16 protein-coding genes are annotated in these 15,751 nt (G+C 67.6%); 7 read left to right on the forward strand and 9 right to left on the reverse strand.

Features of this window, described 5'->3' with window-relative positions; all coding sequences use genetic code 11:
• Positions 1-123 precede the first annotated feature (123 nt).
• Positions 124-783 carry a fasciclin domain-containing protein gene (locus HDC31_RS04415; RefSeq protein WP_046746471.1) on the reverse strand — a complete coding sequence of 220 codons (660 nt, stop codon included), beginning with the start codon at positions 781-783 and terminating at the stop codon, positions 124-126.
• 174 nt (positions 784-957) lie between these two features.
• Between HDC31_RS04415 and sigK the strand changes: the two genes are divergently transcribed.
• The 4 genes from sigK (at position 958) to HDC31_RS04435 (ending at position 4,074) form a co-directional block, all read left to right on the forward strand.
• Positions 958-1,545, forward strand: coding sequence for an ECF RNA polymerase sigma factor SigK (gene sigK / locus HDC31_RS04420; RefSeq protein WP_045262427.1), 588 nt, complete (start codon positions 958-960; stop codon positions 1,543-1,545).
• Positions 1,542-2,330, forward strand: coding sequence for an anti-sigma factor domain-containing protein (locus HDC31_RS04425; RefSeq protein WP_113680763.1), 789 nt, complete (start codon positions 1,542-1,544; stop codon positions 2,328-2,330). The genes sigK and HDC31_RS04425 overlap by 4 nt, the downstream gene beginning before the upstream one ends.
• A gap of 29 nt (positions 2,331-2,359) precedes the next feature.
• Positions 2,360-2,989, forward strand: coding sequence for a hypothetical protein (locus tag HDC31_RS04430; RefSeq protein ID WP_046746474.1), 630 nt, complete (start codon positions 2,360-2,362; stop codon positions 2,987-2,989).
• Between the two features lie 200 nt (positions 2,990-3,189).
• Positions 3,190-4,074: an aminodeoxychorismate lyase gene (locus tag HDC31_RS04435; RefSeq protein ID WP_113680764.1), complete on the forward strand. Its 885-nt coding sequence runs from the start codon at positions 3,190-3,192 to the stop codon at positions 4,072-4,074.
• Positions 4,075-4,265: 191 nt separating this feature from the next.
• On the opposite strand, the gene HDC31_RS04440 is transcribed toward HDC31_RS04435, so the two are convergent.
• The 8 genes from HDC31_RS04440 to HDC31_RS04475 all read right to left on the reverse strand — a co-directional run bounded on the left by HDC31_RS04440 (position 4,266) and on the right by HDC31_RS04475 (position 13,478).
• The gene (locus tag HDC31_RS04440; protein WP_257021934.1) at positions 4,266-5,117 is read right to left on the reverse strand and encodes a type IV toxin-antitoxin system AbiEi family antitoxin domain-containing protein; all 852 of its coding nucleotides are present in this window, start codon (positions 5,115-5,117) and stop codon (positions 4,266-4,268) included.
• Positions 5,118-5,359: 242 nt separating this feature from the next.
• Positions 5,360-6,139: a phosphate ABC transporter ATP-binding protein PstB gene (pstB, locus tag HDC31_RS04445; protein ID WP_017828973.1), complete on the reverse strand. Its 780-nt coding sequence runs from the start codon at positions 6,137-6,139 to the stop codon at positions 5,360-5,362.
• Positions 6,140-6,167: 28 nt separating this feature from the next.
• Positions 6,168-7,271 (reverse strand): phosphate ABC transporter permease PstA, encoded by a 1,104-nt coding sequence (gene pstA / locus HDC31_RS04450; RefSeq protein WP_058633071.1) that lies wholly within the window; start codon positions 7,269-7,271, stop codon positions 6,168-6,170.
• A 1-nt stretch (position 7,272) separates the two neighbouring features.
• Positions 7,273-8,223, reverse strand: a complete 951-nt coding sequence (gene pstC, locus HDC31_RS04455; protein ID WP_021199103.1) for a phosphate ABC transporter permease subunit PstC — start codon at positions 8,221-8,223, stop codon at positions 7,273-7,275.
• Positions 8,224-8,315: 92 nt separating this feature from the next.
• Positions 8,316-9,422 (reverse strand): phosphate ABC transporter substrate-binding protein PstS, encoded by a 1,107-nt coding sequence (gene pstS, locus HDC31_RS04460; protein ID WP_058633070.1) that lies wholly within the window; start codon positions 9,420-9,422, stop codon positions 8,316-8,318.
• 171 nt (positions 9,423-9,593) lie between these two features.
• Complete coding sequence (locus HDC31_RS04465; RefSeq protein ID WP_179515853.1) at positions 9,594-10,583, reverse strand: NUDIX domain-containing protein; 990 nt, start codon at positions 10,581-10,583, stop codon at positions 9,594-9,596.
• On the reverse strand, positions 10,580-12,745 hold the full coding sequence (locus HDC31_RS04470; RefSeq protein ID WP_046746479.1) for an RNA degradosome polyphosphate kinase: 2,166 nt from the start codon (positions 12,743-12,745) through the stop codon (positions 10,580-10,582). Before HDC31_RS04470 ends, HDC31_RS04465 begins: the two co-directional genes overlap by 4 nt.
• A gap of 49 nt (positions 12,746-12,794) precedes the next feature.
• Positions 12,795-13,478, reverse strand: a complete 684-nt coding sequence (locus HDC31_RS04475; protein ID WP_046746480.1) for a response regulator transcription factor — start codon at positions 13,476-13,478, stop codon at positions 12,795-12,797.
• Between the two features lie 71 nt (positions 13,479-13,549).
• On the opposite strand from HDC31_RS04475, the gene HDC31_RS04480 reads away from it, so the two are divergent.
• The 3 genes from HDC31_RS04480 to HDC31_RS04490 all read left to right on the forward strand — a co-directional run bounded on the left by HDC31_RS04480 (position 13,550) and on the right by HDC31_RS04490 (position 15,747).
• A complete protein-coding gene (locus HDC31_RS04480; protein WP_046746481.1) occupies positions 13,550-13,840 on the forward strand; it encodes a hypothetical protein in 291 nt (96 codons plus the stop codon).
• A 172-nt stretch (positions 13,841-14,012) separates the two neighbouring features.
• Positions 14,013-14,615 (forward strand): FABP family protein, encoded by a 603-nt coding sequence (locus HDC31_RS04485; RefSeq protein WP_113680766.1) that lies wholly within the window; start codon positions 14,013-14,015, stop codon positions 14,613-14,615.
• A 1-nt stretch (position 14,616) separates the two neighbouring features.
• Positions 14,617-15,747 (forward strand): folate-binding protein YgfZ, encoded by a 1,131-nt coding sequence (locus tag HDC31_RS04490; RefSeq protein WP_179515854.1) that lies wholly within the window; start codon positions 14,617-14,619, stop codon positions 15,745-15,747.
• The last annotated feature ends 4 nt before the right edge of the window (positions 15,748-15,751 follow it).

Raw genomic sequence — 15,751 nt, forward strand, 5'->3', positions numbered from 1 at the left:
AGTGCGCACGACGAGGGGCCGTCGGCGACACAGCACCGCCGACGGCCCCTTTCCTTCCCGGGTTCCTCCCCCTGCCCCGAGAAGGGCGCGTGCCGGGTGTCCTCCCACCCGGCTGTCCCAGGCTCAGGAAGCCGGGGGCATCAGAACCGTGTCGATGAGGTACACGGTCGCGTTCGCGGTCTTGACTCCACCGCAGATCACCTTGGCGTCGTTGACCATCAGGTCATCGCCGCTGCCCGTGACCTCGAGGTCAGCACCCTGCACCGTGGTGTGCGTGCCGTCGATGTCGGCCGGCTCGATCTGGCCGGGGACCACGTGGTACGTCAGGATCGAGCTCAGCGTCGCGCTGTCGGTCTTGAGAGCCTCGATGGTGGCCGGGTCGATCTTCGCGAAAGCGTCATCCACCGGAGCGAAGACGGTGAACTCGCCGCCGTTCAGGGTGTCGACCAGGTCGACGTCGGGGTTGAGCTTTCCGCTGACCGCAGCGACCAGCGTGGTCAGCAGCGGGTTGTTGGAGGCGGCAACCGCCACCGGGTCCTCAGCCATACCGGCGACCGAGCCCGCGCCGTCCGGCACTGCGTCGGCGTATGCCGCGCAACCGGGGCCGACCAGGTTGGCGGCCGGGTCCATCTCCATCGGCGTCGACTCCGACGTCTCCGGTGCCTTCGGCTCGGACGACGAGTCCGAGGTGCTGCCGCTGCCCATGGAACAGGCGGAGAGCAGGAACGCGCTCGCCAGGCCGAGGGTGATTGCCGCGGTGACCTTCTTCTTGGTGCTGAACATGTCGAGCTCCTTCAGAACTGAGCCACGGCCTCTCCGTGGCGTCGAGTGCTGTTCGGAGCCCCATCCGGATCGGATGGGACGAATCTGAGAAAAGTTTCTGATCGGTGCTCCGATCGGTCACATTCAGGTGACGCCTGCGCGCGATAGAGCCTCTGATGCGGCATGCTGTGAGAGATGGTCATCGATGGTTTCGACGTTCCCGACGAAGGAGCGACGCAGGATGCTGTCGCCGACCTCCTCGTCCGCGTCGCGTCCGGTGATCAGGCTGCCTTCGCGACTCTCTACGACACCCTCTCCTCCCGCGTGTTCGGTCTCATCCTCCGCGTGCTGGTCAACCGCTCTCAGAGCGAAGAGGTGCTGCAAGAGGTTTTTCTGGAGATCTGGCAATCCGCTTCGCGCTTCGCTCCGAACAGAGGTCAAGGACGAGCGTGGATCATGACGATCGCTCATCGCCGGGCCGTCGATCGAGTGCGAGCATCGCAGTCGAGTGCCGACCGGGATGTACGGGCAGGATTCAAGGACATCGGCATCGCGCACGACAGTGTGGCGGAGCAGGTCGAATTGGGGATCGAAGGAGGGAAGGTCGTCGAGGCGCTTTCGGGGCTTCCGGAAGCGCAGCGGGAAGCACTCGTCCTCGCTTACTACGGCGGTTACAGTCAGAACGAGATCGCGGCCCTCGTCGGGGCGCCGCTGGGGACAATCAAGACACGGATGCGAGACGGGCTCAGCCGTCTGCGCACGGCGATGGGGGTGACGGCATGAACGAGAAGGACTTCGAGGAGCTCGCGGCAGGTGCCGCCCTGCATGCGCTCTCCGCTGACGACGAACGTCGCTATCGAGCCGCCCTCGCAGAGCACCTCGAGGGGGAGGAAACGGTGGATGCGGATATCGCGACGGCTGCGCTCCTCTCAGACTCCGTGGAGCCCGTCACGCCCCCCGCGCACATCCGTTCCGCCCTGCTCGCCCAGATCGCCACCATCCCTCAAGACGGGGAGGATCGAACCGATCGCGAGGTCTCGGATGATGCGCCTCGGCTCGAGCCATGGAACGGGTCCGCGCCTGAGGGTCAGCCCGAACGCGAGAAGCCGCGCCGTTGGACGCGGACCATCTTCGCCCTGGCAGCGTGCCTCGCCCTGCTGGTCGGAGTCGGAGTCGGAGCGATCGCTCTCAACCAGCAGCTGAACCCGCCGGCGAGCGTTGTCGCTCTGCAGGAGATCGAGGCCTCAGGAGACGCTCAGCAGGCGACGGTGGAACTCGACGGTGGCGGAACCGCGACCGCGCACTGGTCCGGCTCTGCGGGCAAGGCCGTCCTCGTGGCGGATGGTCTTCCGAGCGCCGGCGACGGCAAGACGTACGAGCTGTGGTTCGTGCGCGGCGATGCGCCGGTCTCCGCCGGTGTCTTCGATGTCGACGGCGGTGATGCCACGGCACTGCTCGCCGGCGACATGCAGGCGGGCGACGCGATCGCAGTCACGGTCGAGCAGGCAGGCGGATCACCCACCGGCCAGCCCACGACCGACCCCGTGATCGTCATCCCCACGGCCTGAGCTGCTCCGATCGCGCGTACCCTAAAGGGATGCCCGAGCAGCACCATCGCCCCGTGCGTCGTCCGACGAGTGCTTTTGACAACATCGTCGGCGCGCACGATCCCGCCGAGGAGACTCGTATCGCGCACGCCACGGCGTCCGCCCTCTTGACGCGCGTCCGTGCGGACGAGAGCGGTGCGAGTGCGGAACGCCTGGTGGCATTCACTGCCGAGCACGGCATCGACGAGATCGCCGAGCTCTGGTCGAAGGCGCCGTCGCGCACGCTGCCCGGCGCGCTGTGGCGTCTCTACGTCCTGCAGCTCGCGATCCATGGCGACCCGCACACGGCGGCTCTCCTGTACGACCGTGGGCGCGTTGAGCTGCCGTCTGCGGATGCGGTGATCGCCGGGGCGCCTGTGCCGGCGAGCCCCGACGAGTTGGTCGTGCTGATCGACACGATCCTGCGCGGGGCGTTCCGCGGTGACTTCGCCGTCGCGCTCGACCGCGCCGCGGCGTTCTGCCGGGTGCAGGCGTCAGGTGCGACTCACACCGCGGACGACTACGAGCCGACAGAGCCGGCTCGGGCCAGTGAGTTGACCACCCGGGCCCTTCGCCTCAGCAGCTACGGCCAGGATCTGGCGGCCGCTGCCGTGCTGTGGCGCACGGACGCCCTCGCCTGAGCCGATCTCAGCGGACGCTGAGGGCGTGAGGAACCCGGATACGAAAAGACCGGCCGGATATGAAAAGACCGGGCCGCAAGAACGCCTCTCGGCGGAAGGCCGCTCGCAGCGGCAAAAATTGGAGCCCGGGGTTATGCGGCCCGGCCATTCAATTGTAACGCGATGAGGCGATGGGTATTCCCGCCCTCTAGGCTCGGATCATGACCGGGCGCTTCGCACTCATGATCGATCCCGTGGCTGCCGACGTGCAGCGCTCCGACTTCGCGGACACGTTCACGCAGGTGGACGCCGCTGCGCCCGCGCTCAGCGTCGGGGAGCTGAGCACGCAGCGCGGTGACGGTGTTTTCGAATCCATCGGCGTGATCGATGGACATGCCCAGGAGGTGGTTCCGCACCTGGAGCGTCTCGCGCACTCCGCTCGGCTGTGCGACCTCCCGGTGCCGAATCTCGCGCAGTGGCGACAGGCGATCGATCATGCAGCGTCACAGCTCGGCGCGGGCGAGTCGGTCATCAAGCTCATCCTCAGCCGAGGAGTCGAGCACGGACCCACTCCGACCGCGTGGGTCACCGCTGCGCCGGCGGCCGACTTCACCGCCGTGAGGGAGAACGGGGTGCGGGTGGTCACTCTCGACCGCGGGTACGACCTGGACGCCGCAGAGCGGGCTCCGTGGCTGCTGCTGGGAGCGAAGACGCTGTCGTACGCCGTGAACATGGCCGCTCTTCGGGAGGCGCATCGACGGGGAGCGGACGATGCGATCTTCCTCTCGAGCGACGGCTTCGTGCTCGAGGCCCCGACCGCCTCGCTGATCCTCCGATTCGGAGACCGCTTCCTGACACCGGCCCCGACCGGTGGCATCCTGCACGGGACGACACAGCTCAGCGTCTACGAGCATCTCGCCGCTCAGGGCTTCGAGACCGGCTACGACCGCATCCCCGCGACCGACCTCACGCGGGCTGATGCTGCGTGGCTCGTGTCGAGCGTGCGCCTCGCGACGGCCATCACCTCCGTCGACGGCACGCCTCTCCCGGTCGACCGCACCCTCACGGCCGCCCTGAACCGCTACCTCCTCTCTCCCCGCACCTGACCTCTCCGACCTACCGCGCCCTCACCATGCCGCCCCACCGTGCCCGCACGGCGACGCCAGAACGGAGACCACCCGTCCGCTGCACGGCGTGTCTGGGCGCGACGCGCCATCACCTTCGCAACTGGTCTCCGTTTTGGCAGGAGGACGGGGATGGCCGGGGGACGGGGTGGCTGGGGGACGGGGTGGTGGAGTCAGACCGCCGGCGCGAGGTGGGCTCCGCGTGCGACGGCACCGCGGATCGCGGCCTCGACGAGATGCCACTCGTCGACGATCAGCTCATACGTGAAGCGCAGAGTCGTATACCCGGCAGCGGCAGCCGCGGCGTCACGCCGTAGGTCCTTGCTCCGCTCCTTCTCCCTGGCATGGTTCTCCCGGCCGTCGGCCTCGACGATCAGGAAGTCGCCGATGACGAGGTCGACCTCCCCGACACCGGAGACGTGAACCTGGGTCCTGACCGATATCCCGATCCGGTGCAGCCGAAGCCGGATGAGCGATTCGAGTCCGCTGTCCGCATCCGCACGAGCGAAGGCGACGAGCCAGCGCATCGACGTCGGAAGATGGCGTCGAAGCCAGATCAGCCCAGCGGGGGAGAGCAGTGATTGTCGCAAAGCCGATTCGAGCGCGGTGAAGAACGTCTCCTCGCCGCAGCACGCCGCGATCTGAAGGAGCGCATTCGGCACGGGAGCGGCTTCTCCGACGCGAACGTGGCCTTCATCCCAGTGCAGCACGCAGGCGTCGCACTGCGATCGTGGAGTCCCTGCAGCTCCCATCCAGATGTGATTCGTGGAAGGAAGCTCGAGCACCCAGAGCCGGTGCGCCGCTGCCGCTTGGGCACATCCGAGCGTTCCTCCGTGAGACGCGGCATGGATCCAGGCCTCCGCAGTGTCGGGCAGCGCATAGACACCCTGACGCGGTCGCAGTACTTCACCGGAGTGCACCGCGCGCGAGAGCTCATCGCGGCTCACACCCCTCCGGCGAAGCTCCGATGTCCGTGCCATCCGCCCGAGCGCGCCCAGCACAGAAGCGGCGCGCACGAAGGACATCGCCCGATACTGCCCTGAGCACGCCATCGGTCGAGGCCGAAACCGCACGAGCTATGGACAACTCCCTGCATTCCGCGCCGGTGCAGGCACAGTGCACCTCGCCCCGGGTAAGCCGAAACCCAGACCATCCGACGGTGCGACGGCGTGTCAACAGCTGACACGCCGGCAGCCACTCGAGTGGCCTGGGTTTTGGAGGAACAGCCGCAGGGGAGGGGAATCAGCAGTAGGGGAGAGCAGTGGGCTCAACCGAAGCGGCCGGAGACGTAGTCCTCGGTGGCCTGCACGGACGGAGTGGTGAAGATGCTCGTGGTGTCGTCGTACTCGATGAGCTTGCCGGGCTTGCCGGTACCGGCGATGTTGAAGAACGCCGTCTTGTCGGAGACTCGGGACGCCTGCTGCATGTTGTGCGTCACGATCACGATGGTGAACTCGTTCTTGAGCTCGCCGATCAGCTCCTCGATGGCGTAGGTCGAGATGGGGTCGAGCGCGGAGCAGGGCTCGTCCATCAACAGCACCTGCGGCGACACGGCGATCGCGCGCGCGATGCACAGACGCTGCTGCTGACCGCCGGACAGGCCGGAGCCGGGCTTGTCGAGGCGGTCCTTGACCTCGTTCCACAGGTTCGCACCCGTGAGCGACTTCTCGACGAGCGCATCCTGATCGCTCTTCGACATGCGGCTGTTGTTGAGCTTCACGCCGGCGAGGACGTTCTCCTTGATAGACATCGTGGGGAACGGGTTGGGGCGCTGGAAGACCATGCCGACCTGTCGACGCACCAGCACCGGGTCGATGCCGGGGCCGTAGAGGTCCTTGCCGTCGAGCAGCACCTCTCCCTCGACGCGGGCACCGGGGATGACCTCGTGCATGCGGTTGAGCGTGCGCAGGAAGGTGGACTTGCCGCAGCCGGAGGGGCCGATGAACGCGGTCACGCTGCGCGGCTGGATGTCGAGGGAGACGCCCTCCACGGCGAGGAAGTCGCCGTAGTAGACGTTCAGGTCGTTGACTTCGATGCTCTTGGACACTGCAGTTCCTTGCTTTTCGGGTCGAGGCTCAGCGGCCGGTCTTGGGGGCGAAGATCTTCGCGACCAGCCGCGCGATCAGGTTGAGCAGCATGACGATGATGATGAGCGTCAGGGCGGCGGCCCATGCTCGTTCCACGTATGCCTCAGCGGGAATGCCCTGGTACGCGTACTGCGAATACGTGAACACCGGGAGGGTCTGCATGCGACCGCTGAACAGGTTGTAGTTCATGGCGTCGGTGAATCCGGCCGTGAGCAGCAGCGGCGCGGTCTCGCCGATCACGCGGGAGATGGCGAGCATCACACCCGTCGTGATGCCGGCGATCGACGTCGGCAGGACCACCTTGACGATCGTGAGCCACTTCGGCACGCCGAGCGCGTAAGACGCCTCGCGCAGCTCGTTCGGCACCAGCCGCAGCATCTCCTCGGTGGAGCGCACGACGACCGGGATCATGAGCACGGCCAGGGCGACCGAGCCCGCGATACCCATACGCACACCGGGCCCGAAGATCAGCGCGAACACCGCGTAGGCGAAGAGACCAGCGACGATCGAGGGGATACCCGTCATGACGTCGACGAGGAACGTGATGGTGCGTGCCATCCGTCCGCCCTTGCCGTACTCGACCAGATAGACGGCCGTCATCAGGCCGATGGGGATCGAGATGATCGCAGCAGCCAGCGTGACGAGCAGCGTGCCGATCACCGCGTGCAGGGCGCCGCCTCCCTCGCCGAGCACACCACGCATCGACGAGGAGAAGAAGAGTCCGTCGAAGCGGGCGACGCCGTTGGCGACCACGGTGATCGCCACCGAGACCAGCGGGACCATCGCGATCGCGAACGCCGAGGTGACGATGCCGGTGATCAGACGGTCGAGCGCCTTCCTGGAACCCTCGACGATGCGCGACATCACGTAGATGAGCACGAGGTAGATCACAGCGCCGAGCACGACGGAGCCGGCGATGTTGAGGTCGGATCCGCTGGCGACGGCCTCGAGGGCGAACGGCGTGAATCCGATCAGGAGCGAGACGGCGAGCAGGGCCCAGGGCGCCCAGCGGGGGAGGTGTCCCGAGCTGAGCGAGAGCTGAGAGGGGGCCGCGCTGGCCGTGCGAGCGGACTCGGGGGCGGTAACGGTCATGTCAGTTCGCTCCCGAGAATTCCTTGCGGCGGTTCACGAACCAGCGTGCGAGAGCGTTCACCGCGAACGTCACGACGAACAGGATCAGACCGGTCGCGATGAGGATGTTGATGTTGACCTGGTAGGCCTCCGGGAACGTCAGCGCGATGTTGGCGGCGATCGTGGAGGGGTTGGTGGAGGTGAGCAGTTCGAACGTGACCGCCTTGCTCACCGAGAGCACCATCGCGACGGCCATGGTCTCACCGAGCGCGCGGCCGAGGCCGAGCATCGAGGCGGACACGATTCCGGAGCGGCCGAAGGGGAGGACAGCCATCCGCACCATCTCCCAGCGGGTGGCTCCCAGGGCGAGGGCTGCCTCCTCGTGGAGGCGAGGGGTCTGCAGGAAGATCTCGCGGCAGATGGCCGTGATGATTGGGACGACCATGACCGCGAGCACCATGGCGGCGGTGAGGATCGTGCGGCCCGTGGGCGAGACCACACCGTCGAAGAAGGGGATCCAGGAGGCGTTCGTGTTCAGCCAGACGTAGATGGGCTGAACCGCCGGCGCGAGGACCAGGATTCCCCAGAGGCCGAACACGACCGAGGGGACGGCGGCCAGCAGATCGACCACGTAGCCGAGCCCTTGGGCGAGGCGGCGCGGGGCGTAGTGCGTGATGAAGAGCGCGACCCCGAGCGAGAGGGGGACTGCCAGCAGAAGGGCGAGGAAAGCCGCCCACACGGTCCCGAACAGGAGCGGGCCGACGTAGTCCCAGAAGTTGGTCTTGAGGAGCGAGGCGTCTTCTGCCGTCGCGGTGAAGGCGGGGATCGACTGAACGATGAGGAAGATCGCGACCGCGGCCAGCGTGATCATGATCATGGATCCGGCGGCGACCGCCGTTCCGGAGAACCAGAGGTCACCGGCGCGTTTCTTCGCGACGATGCGCGTCGACGCCGGCGAGGTCGTGGCTGTCATGGGAGCTGCTTCCTGCTCAGTGGAGATCGGGTGTCTGACGCGAGCAGACGGTCTCCGGGATGCCGCGGGGCATCCCGGAGACCGTCACCAGCTCACTTGATGAGGTCGATCGCAGCCTGTGCCTGCGTGCGCAGGTCGTCCGAGATCGGGGCGCTGCCGGCGTTGGTCGCGGCGGCTTCCTGGCCTTCGGCGCTGATCGCGGTCGTGAAGAACGCCTTGGTCAGTGCGGCGACGTTCTCGTCCTCGTACTCGGCGCAGCCGATGAGGTAGCTGACGAGGAGAACCGGGTAGGCGCCTTCGGCGGTGGTGGTGCGGTCGATCGCGAAGGCGAGGTCGCCGTCGGTGCGGCCTTCCTCGATCTTCGAGGCGTCGAGCGTGGCTGCGGCGCCCTCGGCCGAGTGCGGCACGAACTCGTCGCCGACCTTGACGTTGACCGACGAGAAGTCCGCCGCCTGCGAGGAGTCGATGTAGCCGATGAGGCCCTGACCGCCCTTGACGGCGTTGGCGACGCCCGAGGTCTTCTCCGCGGACTCGCCGGCGAGGTCGGCCGGCCACTCCTCGACGCTGCCTGCGGTCCACACGTCACCCGCGGTCTGCGCGAGGTAGTCGGTGAAGTTGCCCGTGGTGCCCGACTTGTCGGAGCGGTGCACGGGGGTGATCGCGAGGTCGGGGAGCTTCGCGTCGGGGTTGTCCTTGGCGATCGCCGGGTCGTTCCAGTTGGTGATCTTGCCGGCGAAGATCGACGCGATGGTCGTCGGGTCGAGGTTCAGCTCGTCGACCCCGTCGAGGGAGAAGACGATGGCGATCGGCGACACGTAGGCCGGGATCTCGACGAGGTCGGAGCCGTCGACGCAGGCGCCGAAGCCGCCGGCCGAGATCTCGTCGGTCTTGAACGCACGGTCGGAACCGGCGAAGTTGACCGCGCCCTGCTGGAAGGACTCGCGTCCACCACCGGAGCCCTGCGGGTCGTACTCGACCTGGGCGTCGGGGTTGGTCTTCTGGAACTCCGCGGTCCAGGCCTGGATGGCGACCTGCTGCGAGGAGGCGCCGGCGCCGACGAGCGAGCCGCTGACCGCTGCGCTGTCGGAGGTGGGAGCGTCGGTGGAACCGGTGCCTGCTTCGTTCGCGGCACAGCCGGCGAGTGCGAGAGCGGCGACGGCGCCAATGGCGCCGATTCGTGCGATTCGGGAGATCTTCACTGTGGATCCTTCGATCTGGAATGGGTGGGGCCCGGTGCAGGGCACACAGTGACGCTATGGGCGACGGTTAACGAGACTCTCCCGAGCAGGTGAACGGCAGGTGAACGGCGGGCGACTCTCTGGGGGTCTCCCGCGGGATTCCGGGCCTGGGCCGTTGAGCCTGTCGAAGCGTCAGACCTTGGGGACGTGCGTCTCGATCGCGATGATCCCGGATCCGGGGTTGGTCGCAGAGAGATGCACGACCGAGAACGCCGCCGGTTCGAGGTCCGACGCACTGCTGAGATACGACCCTTGGATGGTGCCGGTCGCCAGCGCGATCTCCGAGAGCAGGCCCGGCAGCACGGGGCCGTGACTGCACACCACGGCCGGCTTGCCTGCGCGGATCCGGCGGCCGACGACGGAACGCAGATCGGAGTCTCCGTCCTCCCAGGCGTCCTGGCTGATCTTCTCGGTCTTCACGATCTTGCGATCCAACGCGCGCGCGAGCGGAGTGACCGTCTCGACGCAGCGCACCGCATCGCTCGACACGATCCGGCGCACGCCGAAGGCACGAAGCGGTCCGACGATCGACTTGGCCTGCTTCCGTCCGCGGTCGGTCAGGGGGCGGGAGGCATCGGATCCGTCCCACTCCGAGCGGGCAGTGGCCTTCGCATGGCGCAGCGCGATCACCGGGAACGTGCGCAGCACACCGTCGTCGACGAGCTTGGCGAAGAAGTCCAGGATCTCGAGATCGACCGGGTAGCTCAGGCGTGCGCGGGCCTTCTTCACGCTGACCCACTCGAGCGCGGCGATCTCCCGGTTCGGCACGAAGGTCGATTCGCGGATGGCCACGTCCGTCGCCTCCGCGGCCCAGTAGTGCACGACCTTCTGCTTCTGCGAGGCGAGCAGGTACCGGCTCACGCCGACCGAGACGCCCAGCGACACCCGGATGCCGGTCTCCTCGTGCACCTCGCGGACGGCGGTCTCGGCGAGCATCTCGCCGGGGTCGACCTTCCCCTTGGGCAGCGTGACGTCACGGTACTTGGTGCGGTGGATCAGCAGGATGCGCAGCTTGCCGTCGACCAGACGCCACACGACGGCACCCGCCGCGTACACCGCCTTGTCCGTCCACTTCGCGCTCGTCGTCGTGTCGGCCGGGAGCTGCAGCTGCCGGCCGCTCATCGAACCGCCCGAGCCCGACGGCGCCGCTGGATCAACCCCATGGTCTTATCCTGCAGGTCGATCAGAGGCTTGCCGTCCGCATCCGTGGCGTGGCGCGTCCAGACTCCCTCAGGGCCGAGGTGCCACGACGAGGTGCCGTCGTCCATCGCCAGGTCGAAGAACGTGCTGAGCTCCTTGAGGTGGGCGGGGTCGGTGACGCGCACGAGGGCCTCGACACGACGGTCCAGGTTGCGGTGCATCATGTCAGCGCTGCCGATGTAGACCTGCGGGTCGCCGCCGTTCTCGAAGGCGAAGATACGCGAGTGCTCCAGGTAACGCCCGAGGATGCTGCGAACCGTGATGTTGTCGCTGATGCCGTCGAGGTCGGTGCGGAGACTGCAGATGCCGCGCACCCAGACGTCGACCTTCACTCCTGCCGCGCTCGCCCGGTAGAGAGCGTCGATGATCTCCTCGTCGACCATCGAGTTCACCTTGATGCGGATGTGCGCGGGGATGCCGGCCTCGGCGTTCTTGCGCTCCGCGTCGATCTGACGCACGAGCCCCTTGCGCAGGTGCAGAGGGGCGACCAGCAGGCGCTTGAACTTCTTCTCGATCGCGTAGCCGCTGAGTTCGTTGAACAGACGCGTCAGGTCTTTTCCGACCTGCGCATCCGCGGTGAACAGTCCGAAGTCCTCGTAGATGCGGCTGGTCTTCGGGTTGTAGTTGCCGGTGCCGACATGCGAGTAGTGCTGGAGCTTGCCGTCTTCCTCGCGGATCACGAGGGCGAGCTTGCAGTGCGTCTTGAGTCCGACCAGGCCGTACACCACGTGCACGCCGGCCTTCTCCAGCTTGCGGGCCCAGACGATGTTGTTCGCCTCATCGAATCGCGCCTTCACCTCGACGAGAGCGAGCACCTGCTTGCCCGCCTCGGCCGCGTCGATGAGCGCCTGCACGACGGGGCTGTCTCCGGAGGTGCGGTACAGCGTCTGCTTGATGGCGAGCACGTGCGGGTCGCGGGCGGCCTGCTCGAGGAACGCCTGCACGCTGGTGGTGAACGACTCGTACGGGTGGTGGACGAGCACGTCGGACTTGCGGATCGCTTTGAAGATGTCGGCCCGGGTGCTCGATCCCGCGGGCTGGAAGGCGACGGCGGTGGTGGGCAGGTGCGGCGGGTACCGCAGGTCGGGGCGGTCGATCCGCGACAGGTCGAAGAGTCCGCGCAGATCGAGCGGCCCTGGAAGGCGATAGACCTCCAGGTCGGTGATGTCGAGTTCCCGGACCAGCAGGTCCATGGTCACGTCGTCCATGTCGTCGGTGATCTCGAGCCGGATCGGAGGCCCGAACCGACGACGCAGCAGCTCGGCTTCGAGCGCCTGGATCAGGTTCTCGCTCTCGTCCTCCTCGATCTCCACGTCTTCGTTGCGGGTGAGACGGAACGCATGATGGTCGAGCACCTCCATGCCGGGGAAGAGGTCGCCGAGATGGTTGGCGATGAGCTCTTCGAGCCGCAGGAAGCGCTTGATCTCGCCGCCGCCCGGTACCTCGACGAAGCGGGGGAGCATGGGCGGCACCTTGAGACGCGCGAACTCCTGGCGCCCCGTGCGGGCGTTGCGGATGCGGATCGCGAGGTTCAGCGACAGACCGGAGATGTACGGGAACGGGTGGGCGGGATCCACGGCGAGGGGCATCAGCACCGGGAAGACCTGTGCGGAGAAGTACTCGGAGAGCGCCGTGCGCTCGTCGTCGGTCAGCTCCGACCAATCGGCGATCTCGATTCCGGATTCGGCGAGAGCGGGTCGCACCAGCGACGTCCATGCGTCGGCATGGCGCAGCTGCAGCGCGTGTGCCTCGCGCGAGATGTCGGCGAGGGCGTCGACGGGGGAGCGGCCGATGTTGGTGGGCACGGCGAGGCCGGTCATGATGCGTCGCTTGAGGCCAGCGACGCGCACCATGAAGAACTCGTCGAGGTTGCTCGCGAAGATCGCCAGGAAGTTGGCCCGCTCCAGTTCGGGGAGCGACGGATCCTCGGCGAGCTCCAGCACGCGCTGGTTGAAGGCGAGCCAGCTCAGCTCGCGATCCAGGTAGCGGTGGTCGGGGAGCTGGGCGTCGTAGGACTCGATGGCGTCGAAGTCGTCGTCTTCGGCATCACCCAGCCCGGCGTCGGCGAGTGCGGGATCGATCATGGGGTACATCTAAGCACCGAGAAGTGACGCGCGTGTGAACGGAGTCGCCTCACCCCGCGCTGGCCAGACCTTCGTCTTCGTTGACGTTGAAGCGGTAGCCGACGTTGCGCACCGTTCCGATGATCTGCTCCTGATCGCCGAGCTTCGCCCTCAGTCGTCGCACGTGCACATCGACGGTGCGGGTGCCCCCGAAGTAGTCGTATCCCCAGACCTCGCTCAGCAGCTGCTCCCTGGTGAAGACGCGAGCCGGGTGGGTCGCCAGGAAATGCAGCAGCTGGAACTCCTTGTAGGTGAGGTCCAGAGGTCTGCCGCGCAGCTTCGCCGAGTAGGACTGCTCGTCGATGGTCACGCCGGATGCCTGCACGCGTGCGGGTTCGGCGACCTCGTCGCGTCGTGCCAGCACGAGACGCAGCCTGGCATCGATCTCCGCCGGACCCGCGGTGGAGAGGAGCACGTCATCGATGCCCCAGTCGCCGGAGAGGGCGCTCATCCCGCCCTCCGTGACGACGAGCAGCAGCGGGGAGTCCTGTCCTGCCGTCCGCAGCAGACGGCACAGCGACTTCGCCCCGACGAGGTCGTGACGGCCGTCGACGATCACGACATCATGATCGGGCGCACTGATCAATTGCGAGGGCTCTGCGGGGATCTGGCGCGTGCGGTGGCTCAACAGCTCGAGCGCGGGGAGCACCTGCTCGGAGAGCGGAGCGTTGGTCAGAACCAGGACCTGGGCCACACGCACTCCTCACAGACGCGGATCGACGTCGTGCCGCCATGATACCGGGAGCGATAGGTCACAATGGAGACATGACGGATCCCGCACTCGCACCGCGCAACGCGTTCGTCGGTGTGCTCGTCGTCTGGGCCACGGCCTTCCTCGCGACCGTCGTCATCGGCATCTTCGTGCCGGAGGAGTGGCGTGTGCCGTGGCTCCTCGTCGGCTTCGGCGGCGTCGTGCTCCTGTCGTTCGCCGTGCAGCTCTGGTACGGGCGCACTCAGGGCTTCATCTTCCGGGTGGCCGGCAGCGTGATCGGCGCTCTGCTGCTGATGGGGATCATCTCGGTCGGGTTCGGCCTCGCAGCGCTGATCCCGACCTGATTCCCGCCTGATCCCCGCCGGACGGCGGCGCGGCGCGGTAAGGTGGAGCACATGGACCTCATGGCGCTCGAAATCTTCTTCATCGGCCTGCTGGGCCTTGCGAGCCTCGCTATCGTCTTCGTCTCGGCGGTGGTGCTGCGCAACCTCTTCCGCGGCCAGCGCTGACTCGACGATGCTCGAGCTTCCCGTCGATCTTCCGGCCGATCTCGTCCCCTTCGCGTGGCTGATCGGCGTCTGGGAAGGCACCGGCGTCATCGACTATCCGGTCGGCGACGAGCGTCTGCAGGGAGAGTTCACGCACCGGGTCAGCTTCAGCCATGACGGCGGTCCTTTCCTGAACTACTCCGGAACGGCCACCCTTCTGACCGAGGAGGGTGCTCCGGCGGCCGCACTGCTCGCCGAGACCGGATTCTGGCGACTCGCGCGTCCGGCGGCAGCGGCTGATCCCGGCCCCGCGCTGTTGCCTCCCACCGCGCCGGCCGTGATCCGCACAGTCGACGACGTGGAGGAGTTGCGCGCTCCGAGCGGCGGATTCCCGATCGAGGTCTCTCTCGCACACGCCGACGGTGCCCTCGAGCTCTACATCGGCGAGATCAACGGGCCGCGCATCGACATCGGCTCCGATGCCGTCGTGCGCAGCGCCGGCGCGAAGGTCCACACCGCCTCTTCCCGCATGTACGGCCTCGTAGACGGTCATCTGCTGTGGGCGTGGGACATCGCCGCCCTCGGCACGCCTTTGCGCTCGCATGCATCGGCCCGGTTGGCCAAGGTCTGACGTGTCCGCCTTCCACCAGGTCGACGGTGCGGTCTCCGACGGCGAGGTCATCACTCATTTCGGTGATGCCTTCCGCGAGCAGCGGCGTCTCGCCGACGGCGCGGCCCTTGCGCCGCTCGGGGATCGCACGGTCATCGAGGTGGCGGGTCCCGAGCGCCTCACCTGGCTCGACTCGATCACCTCGCAGTCGGTGGGGCGTCTCGCGCCAGGAGACAGCACGGAGCTGCTGATCCTCGACCCGCAGGGTCGCGTCGAGCACGCCGCCGGAATCCTCGACGACGGCTCATCGGCGTGGTTGATCGTCGACAGCGGCGATGCGGAAGCGCTCGCCGCCTGGCTGACGCGCATGAAGTTCCGTACCCAGGCGACGGTAGAGGTGCGCTCCGACCTCGAGCTGGTCGGCTACATCGACGGCGGGACCGTCGGAGCGAGAATCACCGCTGCCGCGTTCGCCCCGAACGGCGTCGCCCTCGTCTGGGCAGACCCGTGGCAGCGCATCAGCGTCGGAGGTCATCAGTACGCGGAGGTCGCAGAGCATCCTGCCACCGATTTCGCCTGGCGGGTGGCCGTCGTCACGGAGGAATCCGCTCGTGCTCTCGCCGGTTCCCTCGATCGGGAAGCCCTCGCAGGGACTCTTGCGGCCGAGGCGCTGCGGGTCGCGGCGTGGCGTCCTCGGTGGACGACCGAGGTGGGCGAGCGCTCGCTGCCCCACGAGTCCGACTGGATCCGCAGCGCGGTCCACCTGAACAAGGGCTGCTACCGCGGCCAGGAGACCGTCGCCAAGGTGCACAACCTCGGGCATCCGCCTCGACGGCTGGCCGCACTCCACCTCGATGGCAGCGATGCCGTCCTGCCGGAGCCCGGTGCGCCGGTCTTCGCGGGCGATGACGAGGTCGGCCACCTGACCTCCGTGGCCCGGCACCACGAAGACGGCCCGATCGCGCTCGCGATCCTCTCCCGGCGCGCACCCGTCGGCGACCTCGTCGTGCGTGCGGAGGGCATCGACATCGCTGCGTCCCAGCAGGTGATCGTCCCGGCGGATGCCGGTTCCGTGGCCGACATCCCGCGCCTCACACGGCTGTCGCGACGACCGGCGGCGCCCGACCCGCGCGACGCACGCGACGCTGGCTGAGCCG

Origin of the sequence: Microbacterium sp. JAI119, assembly GCF_013410135.1 — a bacterium.
Taxonomy (GTDB): Bacteria; Actinomycetota; Actinomycetes; order Actinomycetales; family Microbacteriaceae; genus Microbacterium; species Microbacterium oxydans.

Excerpts from the sequence above, each read along its gene's own strand:
- HDC31_RS04415 (WP_046746471.1), bottom strand. The coding sequence starts at position 783 with ATGTTCAGCACCAAGAAGAAGGTCACCGCGGCAATCACCCTCGGCCTG.
- sigK (WP_045262427.1), top strand. The coding sequence starts at position 958 with ATGGTCATCGATGGTTTCGACGTTCCCGACGAAGGAGCGACGCAGGAT.
- HDC31_RS04425 (WP_113680763.1), top strand. The coding sequence starts at position 1,542 with ATGAACGAGAAGGACTTCGAGGAGCTCGCGGCAGGTGCCGCCCTGCAT.
- HDC31_RS04430 (WP_046746474.1), top strand. The coding sequence starts at position 2,360 with ATGCCCGAGCAGCACCATCGCCCCGTGCGTCGTCCGACGAGTGCTTTT.
- HDC31_RS04435 (WP_113680764.1), top strand. The coding sequence starts at position 3,190 with ATGACCGGGCGCTTCGCACTCATGATCGATCCCGTGGCTGCCGACGTG.
- HDC31_RS04440 (WP_257021934.1), bottom strand. The coding sequence starts at position 5,117 with ATGTCCTTCGTGCGCGCCGCTTCTGTGCTGGGCGCGCTCGGGCGGATG.
- pstA (WP_058633071.1), bottom strand. The coding sequence starts at position 7,271 with ATGACCGTTACCGCCCCCGAGTCCGCTCGCACGGCCAGCGCGGCCCCC.
- pstC (WP_021199103.1), bottom strand. The coding sequence starts at position 8,223 with ATGACAGCCACGACCTCGCCGGCGTCGACGCGCATCGTCGCGAAGAAA.
- HDC31_RS04465 (WP_179515853.1), bottom strand. The coding sequence starts at position 10,583 with ATGAGCGGCCGGCAGCTGCAGCTCCCGGCCGACACGACGACGAGCGCG.
- HDC31_RS04470 (WP_046746479.1), bottom strand. The coding sequence starts at position 12,745 with ATGATCGATCCCGCACTCGCCGACGCCGGGCTGGGTGATGCCGAAGAC.
- HDC31_RS04480 (WP_046746481.1), top strand. The coding sequence starts at position 13,550 with ATGACGGATCCCGCACTCGCACCGCGCAACGCGTTCGTCGGTGTGCTC.
- HDC31_RS04485 (WP_113680766.1), top strand. The coding sequence starts at position 14,013 with ATGCTCGAGCTTCCCGTCGATCTTCCGGCCGATCTCGTCCCCTTCGCG.